This is a genomic window from Micromonospora sp. LOL_014, assembly GCF_048060245.1.
In the GTDB taxonomy this organism is placed as follows: Bacteria; Actinomycetota; Actinomycetes; order Mycobacteriales; family Micromonosporaceae; genus Micromonospora_E.
Genome location: NZ_JBHMIP010000002.1, coordinates 109,948 through 129,223, shown reverse-complemented (window position 1 = coordinate 129,223; position 19,276 = coordinate 109,948). Strand labels below are relative to the sequence as shown.

At 67.8% G+C, this 19,276-nt stretch carries 19 protein-coding genes and 4 pseudogenes; 11 read left to right on the top strand and 12 right to left on the bottom strand.

Annotation, left to right across the window (positions count from 1 at the left end):
* The first annotated feature begins 41 nt into the window (after positions 1 to 41).
* The gene (locus tag ACFHW1_RS02360) at positions 42 to 1,343 is read left to right on the top strand and encodes an aKG-HExxH-type peptide beta-hydroxylase (RefSeq protein ID WP_416552251.1); all 1,302 of its coding nucleotides are present in this window, start codon (positions 42 to 44) and stop codon (positions 1,341 to 1,343) included.
* 314 nt (positions 1,344 to 1,657) lie between these two features.
* Here ACFHW1_RS02360 and ACFHW1_RS02355 read toward each other — a convergent pair whose 3' ends face one another.
* Positions 1,658 to 3,649 carry a glycosyltransferase family 2 protein gene (locus tag ACFHW1_RS02355; RefSeq protein ID WP_416552252.1) on the bottom strand — a complete coding sequence of 664 codons (1,992 nt, stop codon included), beginning with the start codon at positions 3,647 to 3,649 and terminating at the stop codon, positions 1,658 to 1,660.
* Between the two features lie 240 nt (positions 3,650 to 3,889).
* Between ACFHW1_RS02355 and ACFHW1_RS02350 the strand changes: the two genes are divergently transcribed.
* On the top strand, positions 3,890 to 4,861 hold the full coding sequence (locus ACFHW1_RS02350) for a glycoside hydrolase family 6 protein (RefSeq protein ID WP_416614708.1): 972 nt from the start codon (positions 3,890 to 3,892) through the stop codon (positions 4,859 to 4,861).
* 13 nt (positions 4,862 to 4,874) lie between these two features.
* On the opposite strand, the gene ACFHW1_RS02345 is transcribed toward ACFHW1_RS02350, so the two are convergent.
* Both ACFHW1_RS02345 and ACFHW1_RS02340 read right to left on the bottom strand, forming a co-directional pair.
* Complete coding sequence (locus tag ACFHW1_RS02345) at positions 4,875 to 6,818, bottom strand: galactose oxidase-like domain-containing protein (RefSeq protein WP_416614706.1); 1,944 nt, start codon at positions 6,816 to 6,818, stop codon at positions 4,875 to 4,877.
* Between the two features lie 131 nt (positions 6,819 to 6,949).
* On the bottom strand, positions 6,950 to 7,801 hold the full coding sequence (locus tag ACFHW1_RS02340) for a hypothetical protein (protein WP_416552255.1): 852 nt from the start codon (positions 7,799 to 7,801) through the stop codon (positions 6,950 to 6,952).
* A gap of 292 nt (positions 7,802 to 8,093) precedes the next feature.
* Between ACFHW1_RS02340 and ACFHW1_RS02335 the strand changes: the two are divergent.
* The 6 genes and pseudogenes from ACFHW1_RS02335 to ACFHW1_RS02310 form a co-directional block, all read left to right on the top strand.
* Positions 8,094 to 8,357, top strand: a pseudogene (locus ACFHW1_RS02335) (DUF4145 domain-containing protein); the annotation flags it as partial.
* A gap of 952 nt (positions 8,358 to 9,309) precedes the next feature.
* On the top strand, positions 9,310 to 9,663 hold the full coding sequence (locus ACFHW1_RS02330; RefSeq protein WP_416614704.1) for a DEAD/DEAH box helicase family protein: 354 nt from the start codon (positions 9,310 to 9,312) through the stop codon (positions 9,661 to 9,663).
* A pseudogene (locus ACFHW1_RS02325) lies at positions 9,660 to 9,746 on the top strand (hypothetical protein); the annotation flags it as partial. The gene ACFHW1_RS02330 and the pseudogene ACFHW1_RS02325, both read left to right, overlap by 4 nt.
* Before the next feature lie 139 nt (positions 9,747 to 9,885).
* Positions 9,886 to 10,716 (top strand): annotated as a pseudogene (locus tag ACFHW1_RS02320) (HsdM family class I SAM-dependent methyltransferase); the annotation flags it as partial.
* 25 nt (positions 10,717 to 10,741) lie between these two features.
* Positions 10,742 to 11,176, top strand: a complete 435-nt coding sequence (locus ACFHW1_RS02315) for a hypothetical protein (protein ID WP_416614784.1) — start codon at positions 10,742 to 10,744, stop codon at positions 11,174 to 11,176.
* Positions 11,177 to 11,312: 136 nt separating this feature from the next.
* Complete coding sequence (locus ACFHW1_RS02310) at positions 11,313 to 12,329, top strand: HPP family protein (RefSeq protein WP_416552258.1); 1,017 nt, start codon at positions 11,313 to 11,315, stop codon at positions 12,327 to 12,329.
* Between the two features lie 15 nt (positions 12,330 to 12,344).
* On the opposite strand, the gene ACFHW1_RS02305 is transcribed toward ACFHW1_RS02310, so the two are convergent.
* From ACFHW1_RS02305 to ACFHW1_RS02285, 5 genes and pseudogenes are all read right to left on the bottom strand, one after another.
* A complete protein-coding gene (locus ACFHW1_RS02305) occupies positions 12,345 to 12,743 on the bottom strand; it encodes an SDR family NAD(P)-dependent oxidoreductase (RefSeq protein ID WP_416552259.1) in 399 nt (132 codons plus the stop codon).
* A gap of 91 nt (positions 12,744 to 12,834) precedes the next feature.
* Positions 12,835 to 12,984 (bottom strand): annotated as a pseudogene (locus tag ACFHW1_RS02300) (short-chain dehydrogenase); the annotation flags it as partial.
* A gap of 114 nt (positions 12,985 to 13,098) precedes the next feature.
* Positions 13,099 to 13,485 carry a hypothetical protein gene (locus ACFHW1_RS02295; protein ID WP_416552260.1) on the bottom strand — a complete coding sequence of 129 codons (387 nt, stop codon included), beginning with the start codon at positions 13,483 to 13,485 and terminating at the stop codon, positions 13,099 to 13,101.
* A gap of 98 nt (positions 13,486 to 13,583) precedes the next feature.
* Positions 13,584 to 13,775, bottom strand: a complete 192-nt coding sequence (locus ACFHW1_RS02290) for a DUF397 domain-containing protein (protein ID WP_416552261.1) — start codon at positions 13,773 to 13,775, stop codon at positions 13,584 to 13,586.
* Positions 13,762 to 14,547, bottom strand: coding sequence for a helix-turn-helix domain-containing protein (locus ACFHW1_RS02285; RefSeq protein WP_416552262.1), 786 nt, complete (start codon positions 14,545 to 14,547; stop codon positions 13,762 to 13,764). The genes ACFHW1_RS02290 and ACFHW1_RS02285 overlap by 14 nt, the downstream gene beginning before the upstream one ends.
* Before the next feature lie 360 nt (positions 14,548 to 14,907).
* On the opposite strand from ACFHW1_RS02285, the gene ACFHW1_RS02280 reads away from it, so the two are divergent.
* Both ACFHW1_RS02280 and ACFHW1_RS02275 read left to right on the top strand, forming a co-directional pair.
* Positions 14,908 to 15,273: a hypothetical protein gene (locus ACFHW1_RS02280; RefSeq protein ID WP_416552263.1), complete on the top strand. Its 366-nt coding sequence runs from the start codon at positions 14,908 to 14,910 to the stop codon at positions 15,271 to 15,273.
* A complete protein-coding gene (locus ACFHW1_RS02275) occupies positions 15,267 to 15,890 on the top strand; it encodes a GNAT family N-acetyltransferase (protein ID WP_416552264.1) in 624 nt (207 codons plus the stop codon). The genes ACFHW1_RS02280 and ACFHW1_RS02275 overlap by 7 nt, the downstream gene beginning before the upstream one ends.
* Positions 15,891 to 15,985: 95 nt before the next feature.
* Here ACFHW1_RS02275 and cutA read toward each other — a convergent pair whose 3' ends face one another.
* Positions 15,986 to 16,315, bottom strand: coding sequence for a divalent-cation tolerance protein CutA (gene cutA, locus ACFHW1_RS02270; protein ID WP_416552265.1), 330 nt, complete (start codon positions 16,313 to 16,315; stop codon positions 15,986 to 15,988).
* A gap of 127 nt (positions 16,316 to 16,442) precedes the next feature.
* Here cutA and ACFHW1_RS02265 point away from each other — a divergent pair, with 127 nt between their 5' ends.
* Positions 16,443 to 16,985: a class IV adenylate cyclase gene (locus tag ACFHW1_RS02265; protein ID WP_416614702.1), complete on the top strand. Its 543-nt coding sequence runs from the start codon at positions 16,443 to 16,445 to the stop codon at positions 16,983 to 16,985.
* On the opposite strand, the gene ACFHW1_RS02260 is transcribed toward ACFHW1_RS02265, so the two are convergent.
* Genes ACFHW1_RS02260 through ACFHW1_RS02250 form a run of 3 tightly spaced genes read right to left on the bottom strand, consistent with a single transcriptional unit; the run spans position 16,977 to position 19,100 of the window.
* Positions 16,977 to 17,378, bottom strand: coding sequence for a dTMP kinase (locus ACFHW1_RS02260; RefSeq protein ID WP_416614777.1), 402 nt, complete (start codon positions 17,376 to 17,378; stop codon positions 16,977 to 16,979). The genes ACFHW1_RS02265 and ACFHW1_RS02260 overlap by 9 nt on opposite strands.
* Complete coding sequence (locus tag ACFHW1_RS02255; protein WP_416614700.1) at positions 17,264 to 17,845, bottom strand: radical SAM protein; 582 nt, start codon at positions 17,843 to 17,845, stop codon at positions 17,264 to 17,266. The genes ACFHW1_RS02260 and ACFHW1_RS02255 overlap by 115 nt, the downstream gene beginning before the upstream one ends.
* A 37-nt stretch (positions 17,846 to 17,882) precedes the next feature.
* Positions 17,883 to 19,100, bottom strand: a complete 1,218-nt coding sequence (locus ACFHW1_RS02250) for an ISAs1 family transposase (protein WP_416614698.1) — start codon at positions 19,098 to 19,100, stop codon at positions 17,883 to 17,885.
* Between the last annotated feature and the right edge of the window lie 176 nt (positions 19,101 to 19,276).

The following is a 19,276-nucleotide window of genomic DNA, read 5'->3' as shown; positions in this document are numbered from 1 at the left end:
CGGGAGCAGGCATGATCCAACCGCACCGATTCTCGAGGAACATGCTGACTGAGTTCGCGCAAGGTGGTGGTGCCCCCGCCGGCATCCGGGTCCTCGCCGGACTGCAGAACAGCCGTAGCAGACTGTTCTGCTGGATGCTGCCCGACCTCGCGCGACGGACCAGCCATCCGGAAGCAAGACAGACCATGTACGCGTACCGGCTGCTGGTTGATCTCGAGCGCGACTCGCCCACTGCGGTGCACGACGTACTCTGCTATCCGGCGGTTGGGGCATGGCTGGGCCGCACCGTGGCGGCGCTGTCCAGCCACCGACCCGCTCAACCGGGCCGACTCGCCCTGGTCGCGGCCGCAGTGGCGGCACGTTGCGGGGCCACCGCCGAGGTGCCGCTCGGCGCAAGTCGTTCCAACCATGGCATCGTGCTGCCGTCCCTGGGCATCGCGACCCTGCCTGGAGGCAACTGCGACCCGCTACGCGTGCGGCGCGCGGACGATGACCTGGTGCTGCTGGAACGGGCCGGGCGGCAGGTAATCGTTCCCACCCCGACGGCTCACCGATCTGCGGCTGGGGACAGGCCGACCTCGCGGGACTGGGACGGTCTACCGCAGGTGCTGATCCGCCGGCAGGTCACCATCGACGGTTCGGGGTGGCAAGGGCTCGGCAACGACGAACCAGGGTGGCCCCGTACCGTCGACGAGCGCCACCTCGACCTGAGCCGCTGGACCGGCGGCGTCCGCGCCGGCTGGCTGCTGCTCGCCGAACATCATCCCGAGGTCGCGGCGGAGGTCGCCGAATGCGTCACCGCCGTCGTACCGATGCAACTGCTGGGCAGCTCGGTCGGCAGTGCTACCTTCGCGGGCGCTTTCGGTGCCGTCGCGATGTCCTCCCCGGACGACACGCGGACGGTCGCGGTCACCCTCGCGCACGAACTGCAGCACGCCAAGCTGCTCGCACTGAGCGACGCCCTCCCGCTGATCGTTCCGACGGATGACGACAAGCGCTACTACGCGCCGTGGCGCCGGGATCTGCGGCCCCTAGCCGCGCTGCTGCACGGCGCGTACGCCCATCTCGCGGTCGCCACGTTCTGGCAACGGCAGCAACGGGTCGAAACCGATCCGACCGACATCCACCTTGCCCAGGTGCGGTTCGCCCGGTGGCGCGCTGCCGTGCGGGACACGTTGCGGGTGATCAGTCGGAGCGGCCAGCTGACCGGGACCGGTCAGCTTCTGGTCGACGGGATGTGGACGGCGGCGGACCGGCTCACGCGCGAGCGGCTGCCTGCCGCTGCCCGCCGCGAAGCCGCGGAGATCGCCGCCTCCCACCGCAGTCAGGTTGACGTCGGCTGAGGAGGATGACCGTCGGTCGACTCTGCCGCGCCCGGCGGACCCGCGGTGGCCCGGAGGCCCCTGCTGCCACGGTGGACGGCCCGCCAGGGGGACCGTTTCGCGTCTGGCTGCTCAGGCCTGTCCAGGCTGGCTGCTCGGGCCGGCTGGCAGGTTGATCAGTGACAGCCTCGCCGGCCAATCGACTCGGACCGAGGCGGCAGGCCGCGTCGGCGGTGATCAGGTGCTCGCCGGGCAGCCGGTGTCCACCCTGTTAGCCCACCCGCGACCAGTCCTCGCTCCAAAACCGCCTGTTTGCTCTGGTCCGGTCCGTCGGCTCACTGCGTGCCCCTGTCGCCCTCCTGAACCGGTTCGCCGGGCTGACCGGTCTGTTCCACGGCGGGCGGACCGGCCTGCCGGGGCACCTCGATCCGGGGCAGGATCATCGTGGCGGAGACGTCGTCGGGCTGGTCCTCGACCGACCGGCTGGCCAGATGCGCCGTCAGCAGCGCTCGTGGGATCTCCATGGTGATGTCCCCGGCCCGATCCGGACCGCGCACCTCCGCGATCGTCGGCGGTCCGCCGTCACTACCGCCGCCACCCGTGGGCACCGGGTGGGAACGCCGGCGGAGGTCACGGAGCCACAGCGCGACCGGTAGCAGACAGATCAGCAGCGCGACGCCGGGCCACAGGAGCGACGGCAAGCTGGCGTAGTCGCGGGCAACGGCGACCACGATCGCTGCGGCGAGCACCGCCAACCAGCCCAGGTGCGCCCGGAACGTGTACAGGCCGTCACTGCTGCTGTGCGCCCCCTTCGGGGTGACCACGAACCGGGCCGGCCGACGCAGCAGCGTACTGACGAACTGCCCGGCGTAGATCGGTGCCGAGATGATCGACATCAGCATGCCCTTGAGCCCGCGGGAACCGGGTGCCTCGTACGGGCTGACGTTGTACCGCCGGTTGTGCAGGTAGAGCCACAGGGAGAAGGCGGTGGCGTCGGTGTAGAGGGCGAACCAGATCTGCGGCGAGATCGTCATACCGCTGACGCCGAGAGCCAGGAACAGCACCGCGTTGACGATGCCGAGCAGCCAGGCGACGGCCATCGACGGGTAGAAGGTGGTGATCAGGGTGTAGTGCAGCATCCCACCGGCGGACAGCCGGGGGAAGCGCCGCCAGTAGCGGCCGACCAGCAGTTGGAAGGTGCCCCGCGACCAGCGCCGCTGCTGGGAGAAGTAGTCGCTCCAGCTGGCCGGGCCGTCCCCGGCGGAAAGCACGTCCGGGGTGTACACCGACTTCCACCGTCGGCCGGTCGCCGGGTTGCGGGTGGTGTGCATGGCCAGCCCGGTCGCCATGTCCTCGGTGATCGAGTCGGCCAACCCGCCGATGCTGCGCAACGCGCTGATCCGTACCGCGTTGTTGGTACCGACCAGCATCGACGTGCCGTACGCGTTGGCGGCTCGCTGAATCACGCTGTGGAACGGGAACTGCTGCGACTCGGCGGCCCGGGTGACGAACGCCTCGCCGTTCTTGTAGCACTGCGGGCCGACGACGTACGCCACATCCGGGTCGCGGAAGTAGCCGAGGATCCGTTCGGCGAAGTTGGCCAGCGGCACGTGGTCGGGGTCGACGGAAAGGAAGACGTCGTAGCCGCCGCCGTGCGCGTCTACCCAGGCGTTGTAGTTGCCGTGCTTGGTCTTCGCCCGGAACGGTCCGCGCCGCTGGTTGTACCGCTCAATGCCGTTGCGGGTGAAATGTCGTACGCCGAGCTGCTCGCACATCGCCTTCACCTCGGCGTCGTCGCCTTCGTCGAGCAGCCAGATGTCGAAGACGCCCCGGTGCCGGATCCGCTTCGCCGCTCGCAACGTGTCGCGTACCACCGCGACCGGCTCCTTGCTCGGCACGATCGTGGTGAGAAAGGCGACCCGCAGCCCTCGAGGCGGGACCACCGGCACCGGATCCCGCGCGATCACCGAGGCCAGCGACAGCGACAGTACGTTGGCCAGCCGTAACGCCTCGACGACGGCGATGGAGCAGATGACGAAGACATTGGCGATCCGGGCAGCCTCGGCCACCGGACCGGGATTGGTGTCGGCGAAGTGCCCCGGCTGCAGCAGCCAGACGAAGAAGAACACCTCGAAGCAGATGTTCGCCAGCGCGATCAGTACTGCGGTGACGATCTGCCGGCTACCGTGCGCTCCATGCATGCTGCGGTAGCGGACCCGGTACGGCACGCCCTCCGGCGGATCGGTCAGCGAACCGGCGAGCCGGCTATAGGATTCGAGTCGTGCCCAGGACCGGCCGTACACCGGGATGTCGAATTGTTCCGCCACAAGCAGTAAGCCGCCCAGCAGTCGCGCCCACCGGCCCACGCCCGGCCGCTGGTTTCGACGATCCTAGGCACCGGGAAGGCCTGCCCGGATCAGCCGGTTGAGCTAGTCTCGGCCGTGCTTTACGCCAGTGACGGAGGACGAACGGTGCTGCTGTCGATAGCCCGCCAGTCGATGTTTGCCCTGCCCGTCGGCTTGTTCCTGGGCTTGCTGGCTGGTTGTGGCACCGCACCGTCAGAGCGGGTGGGCGGTCTCGGCGACCAGATTACGGATGCCCGGACCGCCGGCACCCCCGGGCAGCCGGTCGAGGTGCCGCTCGCCGGAGCGGAGCTGTTCGTCGACCCGACCGGAGCCGCCGTCGACCAGGTCACCAGCTGGGTGGCGGCCGGCCGTACCGGTGACGCCGACCGGCTTCGACGGATCAGTGAGCAGCCGACAGCGGTCTGGGTCACCAGCAGCACCACCGCGGTACGCGCCGACGTCGACGCCGTGCTCACCCGGGCCGACGCTGCCGGCGGCATGCCGGTGCTGGTGGCGTACCACATTCCGGACCGGGACTGTGGCAGCTTCAGCGGTGGTGGTGCGAGCGACGGCGACGACTACCGGGCCTGGGTCCGCGAGTTCGCGGCCGGGATCGCCGGCCGCCCGGTCACGGTGATCGTCGAACCGGACGCGGTGGCGCACAGCCTGGACAGTTGCGGCGCGGACTCCGCCGACGAGCGGCTGGCGTTGCTAACCGACGCGGTCGCCGTGCTCAAGCAGACCGGCAGCGCCCAGGTGTATCTCGACGCCGGCCATGCCCGTTGGGTGGCCGACCTGCCGAAGCTGGCCGACGCGCTGCGCCGGGCCGGGATCGGGCAAGCCGACGGCTTCGTACTGAACGTCTCCAACTTCATCGGTACGCAGGAGAACGTCGGCTACGGCCGGCGGCTGTCCGACGAACTCGACGGGCGTACCAGGTTTGTCGTCGACACCAGCCGCAACGGCGCCGGGCCGGTCGACGGTGCCACCGTCGACGGTGGTCCGTCCTGGTGCAACCCGCCCGGCCGGTCGCTGGGGGAATCACCGACCACGACGACCGGGCTGGACCGGGTCGACGCCCTGCTCTGGATCAAGCGTCCGGGCGAGTCCGACGGCGACTGCCGGCCGGGCGAGCCGCCGGCCGGGCAATGGTGGCCCGAGTACGCGCTCCAACTGGTCGACCAGGCGGAGTGAGCGTGCGCAGGGCTCAGCGCACCATCACCGGTACGCCGACCGACGGCACCCCGGCGGCGTCGACGGCGAACAGCAGGTAGGGCCCGGACGGCAGGATCGTGGCCTCCTCGGGCAGGCTCAGCTCCAGCCGCCCGTGGGCGGTGGCGGTGAAGTCGACCGCCACGGACCGTTGCTCGTTGTTGAGCATGTGGGTGGCGGCGCCGGGCCGGATCAGCCGGACCCGGTCGATCCGGTCGGCGTGCGGGCTGATCACGGTGACGCTGCCGCCACGTTCGATCCGCTCCGGCACGCTGCCGAGGACCGGACGAACACCGCCGAACAGGTACGGCGGGGAGTACAGCTCCAGCCGCTGCTCGAACTCGCCGCTGATGCTGTTCTTGGCGTCGCGGAAAAGCGGGTCGGATCCGACGGTGAGCACCCGGCCGTCGGGCAGCAGCAACGCCGCCGAGTGGTAGTTACGGCCGACATGGGGGTCGGCGGCGACCGTCAGGGTGTTGCTGTCCGGGTGGAAGATCCGGGCGGTGTGGTTGTCGCTGAGGCCGCGGCCCCGGTAGTCGCTGGAGCCGTTGGTGATCAGCACGGTGTCGTCGGGTAGCTGCACCAGGTTGGGGTAGCGGGTCCCGTCCGGCAGGTCCGGGCCGGGGGTGAACCGGGGGTTGGCCGTGGTCAGGTCGATGAGGTCGATCCGGTCGCTGGACAGCGCCGACTCGCCGACCCCGCCGCCGCCGACGACCATGATCCGCTGCTCCTGCACCGGGCCGGCCCAGGCGCTCATGCTGGTTTCCAGCTGGTCGGTGTCGCGTAGCCCGTCGACCTCGGTGAACGTGTTGTCGCTCAGATCCCACAGGCCGGGGTCGCGGCCCTGGTCGTCGGGTCCGTAGCCGGCGTTCGATCCGGTGTAGAACAGCAGGTCGGGCGTTGCGGTCTGGAACAGACTGGGGTACGTCGGGAAGTACCGTTCCAGGTCGGGGCGCAGCGTCCAGCTCCTGGTCTGCGGGTCGTAGATCTCGTGCTGCGTGCCGTCGAGGACCTGGCCGCTGCCGTCGAGCCCGGCCACGGTGAGCACCTGCCCGTCGGGCAGCGTGGTCAGCGTCGGGTACCAGCGTTTGACGTGCATGTCGTCGACCCGCTCGTACCGTTCGGTCCACGGGTTGAACTCGAACGCGGCGTCGAGTCCCTGGTAGTCCTGCTTGTCCATGGTGATCGCCTCGGCGAGGCCGTAGATGTCCTGCACCTCGGCGCCGACCAGGCCGTTGACCCGGTACTGGGTCTGCCGTTCGACGACGTACTCGTCGCCGAAGCCAGCTGCATCGACCCAGGCCTCCGTTTCGCTGGCGGTGACGACGACCCGGTCGCCCGGTCCGTCGGTCTTGGTGGCCGGCGGTACGACGAAGTCGTGCCCGGCGGAGTAGCGCCGCCCGTCCGGGGCGACGAACTCGGTGCCCTTGACGAAGCTGCGCGGACCGCCGTCCGGGGATTCGTTCTTGACCAGCATGGTGCCGCCGGCCCGTTCGATGTCGGATTCGAGGACCTCGTACCGCTGGGTGCCGCCGGCGACGAGCAGGTTGCCGTCGGCCAGGAACGAGTGCCCGGAGCAGAACAGGTCCTCCGGGGTCGGCACGAGTTCGGTCTGTTCGGTCGCCGGGTCGAACAGCAGGGTCTTGAACGTGCCGGCGTCGAACTGCTCCCGGTCGTTGCCTGAGCCGGCGATCAGCAGCACCTTGCCGGTGGGCAGCAGCGCGGCGTGGATGGCGTTGACCCGCTGGTCCTCGGGGAGTTCGAGGACCTGCCAGTAGCCGTGCTCCCGCTGGTACTCGACGCTGTTGAGCGTGCGCTCGTGCAGCCAGTCACTGGTAAAACCGTAGAGTGGTGGCACGTTCGCGCTGAGTAGTATCGCTACGCCGAGTGTGGGTAGCAGGACGCGGTGGCGCAGGGTTGCGGGGCTAGGCCACTTCACCCGCTGCACGCTAGCTGCCGCAACCGCCACTGTGGAGCAGCCGACCGGGCCGGTGAGCCCGACCGTCCGCCACGGCGGAGGTGGGTCATCGGCCCAGTCGTGGTCGGCCGTTGGGACTACACCCGGTCGAACTACTCGCTCTGCTCCCGAATCGTCTCCGCCGCGTCGAGCAACTCGCCGATGGTGCGCGGCTTGCTGCCGGCAGGGTCGGCCGCCGCCGTACCGGTGTCGGCCCGGAACCGCTGCCGCAGTTCGGCGGTGACAGCCAGCCCGTCGCCCTGTAGCAGGCCGAGCAGCGCGGTGTCCTTGTCGGCGGCGGGCAGCTGAGCGATCCAGTCGGCCAGCCGGGCCGGGTCAGCGGCGGCGCCCGCGGCCTCCGGTGCACTGCCCTGCGCCGCTGCGGCGATCAGATTGGGGTCGATCCGCAGGAACTCGGCGAACTCGCACAGCGCGCCGGTCAGGTCACCGAGCCCGGCCGGCACCGGCGGTTCGGTCGCCTCGTCGCCGAACTCGCCGTCCTGGATGAGGAACAGCCAGGCCAGGTAGAGGGCACGGTGATCGCCGGCCGCGAGCTGGTCGCGGACGCCGACGATGCTGGCGAGCCAGCCCTCACCGTCGCGGTCGAAGTCCTCGACGCCGTCGGGGTCCTCGCGGAAGAAATTCAGGATCAGGTTGTCACCCGACTGGTACGCCTCGGCCGGCTCGGCCCAGCAGTACTGCTGCGCTACCTCTAGATCGAGCAGCCGCAGCGGCAGCCGCAGCACCAGTTGCCGGGTGCCCCAGTTGGTGATGTAGAGGTGCGCGTCGAAGTACTCCTCGACCATGGCCAGCGGGTCGCCGCCGAAGTTGCCGAAGTGGTACACGTTGGTGAAGCTGGTACGGGTGATCTCCGCCCGGGTGGACAGCGTACGGAGCTCAGCCATCTGCTGCTCGTCAAGTGGCCGGTCGATGGCACGGAAGTCGTAGTACTGGTACTCGCTCACCTGGCCATCATTCACCCGGCCGCTGCCGGCCCCTGCCCGGGGTGAGGTGCCACGACGATGCCGGTCGGCCGGTCAAGGGCCGACTGCAGGCGAATCCCACCGTGACGGGTCGGCGGGGTCTGCCCGATCGGTATCGAACAGATACTTTCCGGCCGATGCCGTCTTGGCCCGAGCACGGATAAGCTCTGGCGTTCTACATCAATCATGTACTCTGTGGAGAGTTGTGGATCATCAGCGAATTCGTCGCCTTGCCAACCAGTCCGCCAACTTCGGGTTCCTTGTGGATCATGAAATGCTGGTCTGGTACGGCGTCGGCGCGGAGTCGTTGATCTTTGTTGATGCGCAGTCGTCAATGTTCAAGGCGCGGGCGTTCGGCGAGACCCTCGCCCATGAGCTGGTGAATCGCACCGGCACCAGGGCCGGCAGCGACAGGTTCGTCGACCAGGTACGGGCGCTCAACGCGGCCGGTGTGCTCACTCCAAAGATCAACGAGGCGTTCACCCGGCTGCGCAAGGTCGGCAACCAGGCCGTGCACGATCACCTCGACCAGGTACGGACCGCGCTGGAGCTGCTGCGCGACTGCTTCGAGCTGGGGGTATGGTTCCACCGGGCGTTGACCGACGACCGCCGCCCGATCGGTTTCGTGCCGCCCAGCCCGCCGCCGCAGCAGGTGCCACAGCACATCGTCGTCGGCCTGCAGGCCGAGCTGGACCGCTACCGCCACGAGCTGGCCGAGGCGAAACTGCAGTTGGCGGGGCAGCCGTCGGTGGCGGCGGCGCAGGCCGCAGCCGAGGCTGCGGCCGACCGGGCGGTCACCGAGTCGGCGGCCCGGCGTACGGTCGCGGCCGAGCTGGTGGCCGACCTGGAGCCGCAGATGACCGCGGCCAGTCAGGAGTTCGCCGCCCGCAAACCCGCGAAGGTGTCGGCGGCCAAGCGCGAGGACTTCATCAGCCGCGCCCGGCGCGCCTCGGCCGAGCCGCTCAACGAGGTGCAGACCCGGGCCGAGATCGACCGGCAGCTCACCGCCGCCGGCTGGCAGGTCCAGGACCAGGACCAGGAGCAGATCAACCTGTACGCGGGGGACAGCGGCGTCGCCGGGGTCGCCGTCCGGGAGGTCACCCTGGCCACCGGCCGGGCCGACTACCTGCTCTACGTACAGCAGAGGTTGGTCGGGGTGGTCGAAGCCAAGCGGGAGGGCACCGCGCCGCGTGGGGTGGAGGCGCAGCTGGACCGCTACCTGCACGGGTTGACCGCCGCGCAGCGGATGTCGGCGTGGCGGCGGGACGCGCCGCTGCCGTTCGGCTACGTCGCCACCGGCACCGAGACGGCGTTCGTCAACCTGCTCGACCCGCAGCCGCGTACCCGGGAGGTGTTCGCCTTTCACCGGCCGCAGACCCTCGCGCGGTGGATGCGCGAGGCCGACGACGATCCGGCGGCGCCGACGCTGCGCGCCCGGCTGCGGCAGCTGCCGCCACTGCCGGAGCAGGGGCTGCGGCAGGCGCAGATCGATGCGGTACGCGGCCTCGAAGGGGCCCTGGCCGCCGACCGCCCCCCGGTCGCTGATCCAGATGGCGACCGGTGCCGGGAAGACGTTCATGGCGGTGACCAGCAGCTACCGGCTGCTGCACCACGCCAAGGCGACCCGCGTGCTGTTCCTGGTCGACCGCAACAACCTGGGCCGGCAGACGCTGCGCGAGTACGCCGGCTACGCCACGCCGGGCGACGGGCGCAAGTTCACCGAGCTGGTCAACGTGGACCGGCTGACCGGGTCGGGCATGCTCGACTCGTCGGCGGTGGTGATCTCCACGATCCAGCCGACCAGGGCGATTGGGGCCGATTTTCAGCAGGGAGAGTTGCTGTGAGCAACGTGGATTCGCGCCGGCTGGTGCAGAAGCTGTGGAACTACTGCGACGTGCTGCGCGACGACGGGGTCTCCACGATCGACTACGTGGAGCAGCTGACGTACCTGCTGTTTCTGAAGATGGCCGACGAGCGGGCGCGCCGGCCGCTCAAGCCGGAGCAGATCGTGCCGGCGGGACCTGAGCTGGCAGACGCTGCTCGACAGCGACGGTGTCCGGCTGGAGGTGCAGTACCGCAACATCCTGAGCGGGCTCGGGCAGGAGTCCGGCACGCTCGGCACGATCTTCCGCAAGGCGCAGAACAAGATCCAGGACCCGGCGAAGGTCAAGAAGCTGATTGTCGACCTGATCGACAAGGAGCAGTGGTCGCAGGCCGGCGTCGACGTCAAGGGCGACGCCTACGAGGAGCTCCTGGCCAAGGGCGCGGAAGATGCCAAGTCGGGTGCCGGGCAGTACTTCACGCCGCGCGCGCTGATCGAGGCGATCGTCGACTGCGTGCAGCCCACCCCGGACGACACGATCACCGACCCAGCGTGCGGCACCGGCGGGTTCCTGCTGTCTGCGTACGACTACATCCAGCGGCACCACGGTGACAGCCTGACCCGGGATCAGGCCCGGCACCTCGCCAACGGCGGGATCTTCGGCACCGAGCTGGTCGACGGCACCGCGCGGCTCGCGGCCATGAACATGCTGCTGCACGGCATCGGTACGCCGAGCGGCCCGTCGCTGATCGACGTCCGTGACTCGCTCGGGCGGGAGCCGTCGAGCAAGGTCAGCCTGGTGCTGGCCAACCCGCCGTTCGGGCGTAGCTCGTCGATCCGCATGATCGGCGAAGACGGGCGGGCCAGCCGCGAGGAGCGGGAGATCGAGCGCGCCGACTTCTGGGCGACGACGTCTAACAAGCAGCTCAACTTCGTGCAGCACATCGCCTCGATGCTGGAGATCGATGGGCGGGCCGCGGTGGTGCTGCCCGACAACGTGCTCTTCGAAGGCGGGGCAGGGGAGACGATCCGGCGGCGGCTGCTCAAGCAGTACGACCTGCACACCATGCTGCGGCTGCCAACCGGCATCTTCTACGCCGGTGGGGTCAAGGCCAACGTGCTGTTCTTTCGAGCGCGAGCGCGCCCGCGAGGAGCCGTGGACCAGCAAGCTCTGGGTGTACGACTTCCGCACCAACCAGCACTTCACGCTCAAGCAGAACCCGCTGCGCCGGGAGCACCTGCAGGAGTTCGTCGACTGCTACCTGCCGGGCAAGGACCGGGCCGAGCGGGTGGAGAGCGAGCGGTTCCGGGCGTACGACTACGACGAGCTGCTGAGCCGCGACAAGGTCAACCTGGACATCACCTGGCTGAAGGACGCCTCGCTGGAGGACGCCGACGCGCTGCTGCCACCCGAGGCCATCGCCCAGGAGATCGTCGAAGACCTACAAGCCGCCCTACGCGAGTTCGCCGCCATCGCCGACACGCTGTCCATTCGGTCGGACTCCAAAGCCGGTGAACAGAGGATCCGGGGGTAGTGAGCGTACGTCGTATGCCTCCCATCGTTGTAGCTGACGGTGTATCAATCGTCGGTGCAGTCGGCTTCTATTGATTGACGTCGGAACCCATTTTATGGTCGCCAAGTGTTCGTATTACCGAGAGGTGTGCAGAGGATTGAACGCGCAGGTGCAGTCATTTCTAGATGGGGCAAAGCAGAATTCACGCACGCAACCACTCCAGATATCTGTTCGGCAGTTGCTGAGCTACTGGAATGCAAAGCGTCGCGGTTATTGGATCGTTGAGCAGATTCAGGAAGACCTCAACGGGGTCGGCCTGACTACAAATCCGCCATTCGATGATGTCTGGATCGATTCATTAGTGGAGATTGTACCTATTGAGGTCGAAAGTCCGGGTATCAACTTGTCAGTTGCTGAAGCTTCTCCTGTATCGGAAGAACCTGGTGAGGATGACGTCTACCTTAGGGTCGGAAGCCTAATCTCGGCCAATTCTGGCGTCGTGTCTGTTTCGCCCCACGATACCGTGAAGCGGGCGCAGTCGTTGATGCTTCGGCATGACTACTCGCAGCTGGCCGTCCTGTCTGGCGAGAGAGATCTACGCGGTGCCGTCAGCTGGGAATCCATCGCGCAGGCGGCAATTCGCAACTCGGACCTTACTCTGTCTGCTGTTACTCAGCAGCCCGAGATTGTTCGCGAGGAAGATGACCTTCTTGTGCAGATTCCAAGGATCATATCGGCAAATTTCGTTTTCGTTCAGGCGCATGATAAGCGGATCATTGGCATCGTTACGACGGCAGACATTAGTAAGGAATTTGCCCAGACTGCCAATCCATTCTTTGTCATAGGTGAGATTGAGAAAAGACTGCGTAGGATTCTGGATGCAACCTTCTCGGCTGATGAGCTAGCGAGCGTCCGTGACTCTGCGGATTCCAAGAGGGTCGTCAGGAAGGCCGATCATCTTACCTTTGGTGAATACGTGCGCATTCTTGAAAATCCAGGAAACTGGGATAAGCTAAAGTGGAACCTCGATAGGCGGACCTTCGTAGAGGCGTTGCATGAGGTCCGCATCCTCCGAAATGAGGTGATGCACTTTAGTCCGGATCCGCTTGACGAGGATGCCGTCGCGACATTGCGAAATTTCGCACAGTGGTTGCGCAAGATCGCGCCTCGCTGAGGCTGACGATTTCCCTTACTGCCAGGGGAGTGGGTTGCGGTTGTAGAAGAGCTGGCAGGTGGGCCCGTCGTCGGGAAGCGTGGAGAGCCAGGTGAACGTGTCGGCTGCCTCGTCGGGGGTGTGGTTGGCCTCGCCATAGGCGAGGCGGGTGTCGACTTTCCCCGGCGATGCGGTGTTGACGAGGATGTTGTGCTCGTTTAGCTCTGCCGCGAGGATTTGGGTGAGCGCGTTGTCACCGGCTTTGGAGACTCGGTAGGAGACGCTGCCAGTGCCCATCTCGACTGAGGTGCCCATGTGGCTGGTGACGTTGACGATAGGGCCGTATCCGTTTCGCTTCATCTCGGGGGTGACGGCGGTGCAGCAGCGCCAGGTGCCTACGAGGTTGGCGTTGAGGGTTGCGGCGACCTTCTCCATGTCTGCCGCGCTGGCGGCCTGGCTGGCCTCGGTCGATGGCGGTGGCGGCGTTGTTGACCAGGACATCGAGCCGGCCGTACTGGTAGCCGACGTCGGCCATGGCGCGGGCGACGCTGGCCGGGTCGGTGATGTCGAGCTGGTGGCCCGAGACCGACAGCTCGGCGGCTGTCCGATCTGCGGCTTCCTCGCTTCTCGCCGTGACCACGACGTGGTGGCCGGCCTGTGCGAGCTGCTGGGCGATTGCTCGACCGAGCCCTCGGTTGCTCCGGTGACCACCGCAACGCGCTGGAGTGCCGAGGCTGCGCCGACATCTGCTGCTGCCTGCGTGGCCTGAGGACTGCTACCGGTGGGTTGGTCAGTCACGGTGGGCGCCAGGAGGCCAGATGACGGGCACGGGGACGCCATGAGACTTGGCGTAGGCGACGACGTCGGCGGTGCCACCGTAAGCTCGGGCGGGCATGCCGTCCCAAATGGCGAAGAGCCGATCCGACTGGTCGACCATCAACTCGCTTGCGGCCATGTGGGCATCCGAGTTGGAGATGCGGTAGTCGCAGCGGTGGACAGCGGCGGCCTGGCTGATCAACTTGTCGTACGCGGCGTGGGCGTGTTCGGGCAGGCCGTCGCGGTACTCCTGGGCGGGGACGACGACTTCAACCTGACCGCCGTGCCGGAGCACCGCCTCGGCGAAGAGCTGATCTGCCCCGTCGGCGAGGCAGGTTACGCCAACGATGTTGCCGGTCAAGTGCGCGAGTTGCGCATCGAGGGCTCGCACGACAAGGCCGCTGACCTCGTCGCTGAGCCCTCGATGTCCGGTGATGGCTATCCGCACTGGATGCCAGGTCAGTGCTTAGAGCTGACCTCAGCGATGAACGACTGCCAGGCGGCCGGCTCGAAGGTCAGGGTGCCGCTGTCGCGGTCCTTGCTGTCGCGAACGAGCACGCGACCAGGGACGTTGTCGGCGACTTCCACACACTCGCCGCCGTTGCTGCTGCTACGGGAGGACGTACGCCAGATCGGGTCAACTGTGTTCATCGATCATCCTTTGGATCAGGTCTCGTGACTGCCGGCCGGACAGGGCTACATCGCTAACATTCTCCCACAACTTCTCCAGCCTCCCCACCTCGCGAGCGGTGGAGATGATCCGCCCGGCGAGTTGGTCGTCGAGATAGCCGACGCGGTCGTCATTGACCAGGGTCGCGACGATGAACGCGCCGGCCTGACCAGCGTGTAGGCCGACGGAGAAGGGGATTATCCGCACGAGGACGTTCGGTCGGTGGCCGATGTCGACCAGGTGCGCAAGCTGGTCTTTCATGATCGATGGGTCGCCGTAACGTAGGGCGGGCTCGCCGATGATCGCGGTCAACGTCACCGGGTCGGCTCGGTCGAGCGTGGCAGCTTTTCGTTCCATCCGTTCGCGGGTCATCTCCTCGATCTGCAATTCGGTGTGCGCACCTGCGGTGATGATCGCTCGGGCGTACTCCTCGGTTTGGAGCAATCCGGGGATGACCAGCGGCTGGTGCATCCGCAGGAGGGTCGCCCGCTCCTCGTTCTCCGTCCAAGGACGCAGCCCAGGGGCGACAGCCTCCCCGCGCGCCTCCTCGGCGAGCTCCCGCATCTCCCGTCCGGTGCCCAGAACCTTGTCAAGACCATCGGCGATGTCGAGCGGCGGGATCGACTTGCCGGACTCGTAGTTTCCGATCTGTGATCCGCTAATAGGGATCTTGGCTCCGAGAGCGTCTTGTGACATGCCTTGAGCCATGCGTTGTCGGCGAAGCGCGTGTCGAAACTCGTTCGTGTCAGGCAACTTGACGCTCCCAGAGTTAGTGGTTGGTGAGTGCCCACCCGACATCTTCCGCCGGTTTGCCTCTCCCGTCCAGGGTGGAATCAGATTCTCGATTCGAATTGGGGAGGGACGAATGTTGACCTTGGTAGGAGTCGTGTTGGCGGCGCTGGGTGGGTTGTGCGTCGGCTTCTTCACGTTCCGGTTGAAGCAGCGGTGGTGTCCGAGGTGTGGGGCGACGTTGCGGTGTCCGGATTGTGCGCCTCGGCGTTCGATGCGGTTCAGCCCGACCGGGCCGGCCGGCGCGCCCGGTGCTGGTCGGACCGGTGCTGTGGGTCGGGCTGCGGTGGACGCGGCTCGGGTGAACCGGGGGCGGTGGTCGCGGTGAGGGAGCGGTTGCGGGAGCTGGCCGCCGCTGGTGGTGGGGTGCTGGTCGTCCGCCATGACGGGCAACCTCGGGTGGATCCGGTCGGGTGTGCTGCGTACCGCGATGTGACCGGTGCGGAGCCGGCGGCCGACAGCGGCGGCGGTGGTGGTCATGTGGCGGTGCGGCCGTCGTGGTCGTGTGCCGGCTGTGGCGAGTTGTGGCCGTGTCTGGTGGCGCGGGTCGAGTTGGCGGGGGTGTTCGGGCCGGTCGCGTTGGCGACGTACGCGGTGGAGCGGATGACCGAGGCGGCGTTCGACCTGCCCGACGTGACGGCGGCCGAGTTGTTCGACCGGTTCCTGGTGTGGACGTGGCGGCCATGCTGACCGTACGGACCGCGACGGCCGCCGACGTCGAGCCGTTGGGGGAGTTGTTGGCGCAGTCGTGTGTGCTGGATCCGGTGGTGTCCTGGCTGATCAACGATCACGCGCTGCGGTACCTGACGATGCACCGGTTCTTCACCGCCGAGTTGGAGTTCGGTGTGCGGCACGGGATCGTCGATGTGGTCGGGCACTGCGACGGGGTGGCGATCTGGTATCCGCACCCCGCGGACCGGCTGCTGGGGGCGGAGCATCAGCGGCGGCGGTTGCGGGCCTGCGGTGACCGGCACGGCCCGTACGCGCACTACACCTTCACCGCCGGCCGTCTGGAACCGACCGGCCGGCACCACCACCTGGCGTTTCTGGCGGCGGCACCCTGGTTGAGACGTCAGGGCATCGGGTCGGCGCTGCTCGCCGCGCATCATGTCCGGCTGGATCGGATCGGGATGCCGGCGGTGGTGGAGGCGAGCAGCGTGCGGCAGCGGGCGTTCTACGAACGCCACGGCTACCGGGTCGTACGGGTGGCGCACCTGCCGGCGGGCGGGCCGCCGCTGTGGGCGATGCGCCGCTCCGGCGACCCGGTCGACCAACCACCCATGGCCGCCGCACTTCGCGTCGGCTGAACTGGGACGGCTTGGATCACCTGACCCGGAACAAGTCCGATGCCCCGGCGCTGCCGAGCTGGACGACCGGCACCTGACATACGTGGCGTGAGCGGTCAACGCTCCTGCGTCTCGGCAGCCATCCACTTGAGGTACGGCGCGTACCCGGCAACGATCGGCATGCACACGATGCCGGGCACGTCGTAGTTGTGGCGGGCACGGATGTGTTCCTCCAGCTCCGCGTACCGGGTGACCGTGGTCCTGAGCGTCACCCGCCACTCCTCGGCGGCCACCACATCGCCCTGCCACCTGTAGGTGCTCCTGATCGGGCCGGCGACCTGCGCGGAGGCAGCCAGCCGCGCTGCGACCGCAGTATCGGCCAGTGTCTCCGCCACCGCACGGGAGTCGGTAGCCGTGACGACCTGACAGTGCTCTGACTCGCGCATGAACAACCTTCCTTATCGCCGCGGCCAGCGTCGTCCGTTGCCAGACCCGCGCTGGCGCGTTGCTTTGCTCCGTCGTGCTGATCGTGCAAAGCTGCGCCGTCAGCATGGCGGGAACGACGGAGGCACTGTGCGCGAGGTCGAGGTCAAATACCGCGTCCAGGACACCGAAGCGCTGCTCGCCGCGCTGAAGGCGCGCGGTATCGAGCTGGGTGCGCCGGTCGTGCAGGACGATCAGGCGTACGCGCCTGAGGACTGGTCGTACGGCGACAGCAAGCTCGGCGTCCCGTTCGTGCGGCTACGGACCGTCGACGGGCGGCACACCTTCACCCTGAAGCGCCCCGCAGAGAACGCCCTGTCGTGTGACGAGTACGAGGCGGAGGTCACCGACCGCCAGCAGATGCACAACGCCATCCTGGCGATGGGTTTCCGCGCCACGGTGCGGATCGCCAAGGTACGCCGTACCGCCAGGATGCCCGGTGGTGAGCTGTGCGTGGACGAGGTCGCGGGACTGGGCACGTTCCTGGAGTTGGAGCGCATGGTGGCCGACGGCGTGCCGGGTGAGGCGGTGCAGGCCGAGTTGGCGGCGTTCGTTGCTTCGCTCGGGATCGCGGCGTCCCGTACCGATGAAACGTACGACTCCCTCGTCCGCGCGGCCCTCGCCTCAACCTGATCGCTGTTCCCACCGTTGCAGCACGGCACCGAGCACGACGGCTGCCACGGCCTCGGCCGGTTCGTCCGTGACCTCGTGGTGCAGCACGTCCGAATCGGTCTCGCGAAGCTGGCGTACAAGGTCTCGGTAGAGCCGGTCTTCGACTGCCCGAGTCGCTGCCCCGCCATAGTGGAACCGGCTGTAGATGCCACGGTCTGACGCGCGTTGGGCTGAACGCTCCGGCTCTCCGGTCAACACGACCGTCAGGTCGGGCTTGGCCGCGTACCGGTTGAGCTGGGTCAAGAACTCTGGATCGACGCCGTCGAGCCGCTGCAGCACGAGAGATGTCGGCACGTACCGGTCACAGACGACCATGGTGCCTGTCCGGAAGGCAGGCAGGATGGTGTGCTCCAGGTGGTGATACCGGTCAGCGGTGACGAGGCAGGCGAGCACCAAACTCGCTCGCTGCCGGACTCGATGCCGAGTGCGACCTCCCGGCAGCCGTTGAGCTTCAACGTCTGCAGCATGTCGTCGCTCGTGCGGTGCAGGATGTTGATGCGGCCGGTCGCATCCCAGACGAAGCGGTCGCCAATGCGTGCTGCCGTGAACGTGGCCATGCAGGGTCGGATGAAGCGCTCGTACCCCAGGAACAGATCGTCGACGAAGCGAAAGGCGGTCACCCCGCAGTGTGTCTGCAGGTCCACCATTTCCCCGATGATGTTCTCCGGCGTACGGGTGCGGATGGTGATGTCAGGGTTGGCTGACACGGCCGCTCCGCAGAACGAGCAGTCGTAGGGACAGCCCCGAGCCCCGACCATGTTCGCCTCCAGCCGTCCGTCAGCGGCGAGGTACGGGTCGTCAGCCAGAAACGCGCGATCCACGAACGGGCTCGTCCGGCAAGGCGGAAGGTGTTGAGGGTCAGGTTGCGCATGGCGGCCAGGTTGCGGGGAGCCGTGCTGGTCCTGAGCTGGGATTTGTCTTCGTTGAAGGTGACGTCTCGGGTCCAGTGCAGACGATTCTCCACCGCCCGGTGCCCTCTCGGGTAAGCGTTGAGGTGCTGCGGGCGGGCTTGTTCGGCGTCGAGGCTGACGATGCCGTAGATGATCTGTTTGCTGGTGCGTACGCCGTCGAGTCCGCCGGTGTCGCGGCGTAGCCGGAACACCTGTCGGGCGCCCGGGAACAGGCTGTCGTCGAAGGTGCGACGCGGATCGTGCGGCGTTCGGTGCGTCCGTGCCCGCGATCGGAGTCGATGTCGGTCTGGTCGGCGAACTCGATGTCGTTGCCGGACAGCAGGGCTTGGGCGGCTTGCAGGGCGAGGGGCTGATTGCGTTTGAGGATCAGCAGGTAGTGGGCGTGCAGGGGCCCGGTGATCAGCCGGGCGGTCTTCTTCGTGGTGTGCAGTGCGTCCAGGGTGAGCAGCAAGCCGGCCACATCCAGCGGGGCGAGCAGGTCTTCGGTCACGGTGGTCTCGCCGCGTTTGTCGGCGACCTGCCGCTGCCCCAGAACCGCACCGGTGTCGTGGGTGACCGCGGCGGCCAGGAACACCTGACCGGACGTGGTGCGGGTGCCGTGCAGCAGTTTCCCGTCGACTGCGACCGCGGGCAACAGCCCGGCCGGCGCCGGATGGGTCACCGCCCGCGTCACGGCGCGGCGTTGCTCTCGTTCGACGGGCTCGTCCGCGGCGGCGGGGATCTGCGGGACGGGGGCGTCGCCACGGACGATGTCGGCCGCATAGCCACAGGTCGCCGTGTCGAGGGCATCGCCGTCGACGGCGGCCAGGACCCGCCGGAAGGTGCGTTCGCTGGGCACCAGGTAGCGGCCGGTCAGCGGGTTGCGGCGGGCGCCGAGGCGGTGCGGGACGTCCTGCGGGGTCCGGGCCGCCCACTGCCGGATCGCGGCCAGACTGTCGTTGCCGGCCACGAGGGTGGCGCATGCGGTCAGGACCAGGATCACCAGCAGCGGATGGCGTAGCCCGCGCAGCCGGCGTGGGTCCGGCACCTGTGCCAGCCGGGTCACCAGCGGGGACACCACCTGCAGCGGATCGGCCGCCGCCACGTCCTCGGCGAGTTCGGCCTCCCACAACGCCATGTCGGCGAGGTGGTCAACAACAGGGTCTATCAGGGAAGATGACGTCACGAGCGCGACTCCAGCGATGACCTTCAGGACTTAGACACCCGGAAGATCATCAGGAGTCGCGCTCGTCCTGCAACTCGCCTCTCGTCCGTTTCTCAACACGGACAGAACCAATCAATCCGGAACAACGCCGGGGCCGTGGTCAGGAGGTGGTCAGGAGGTGGTCTGATGACGGCCGT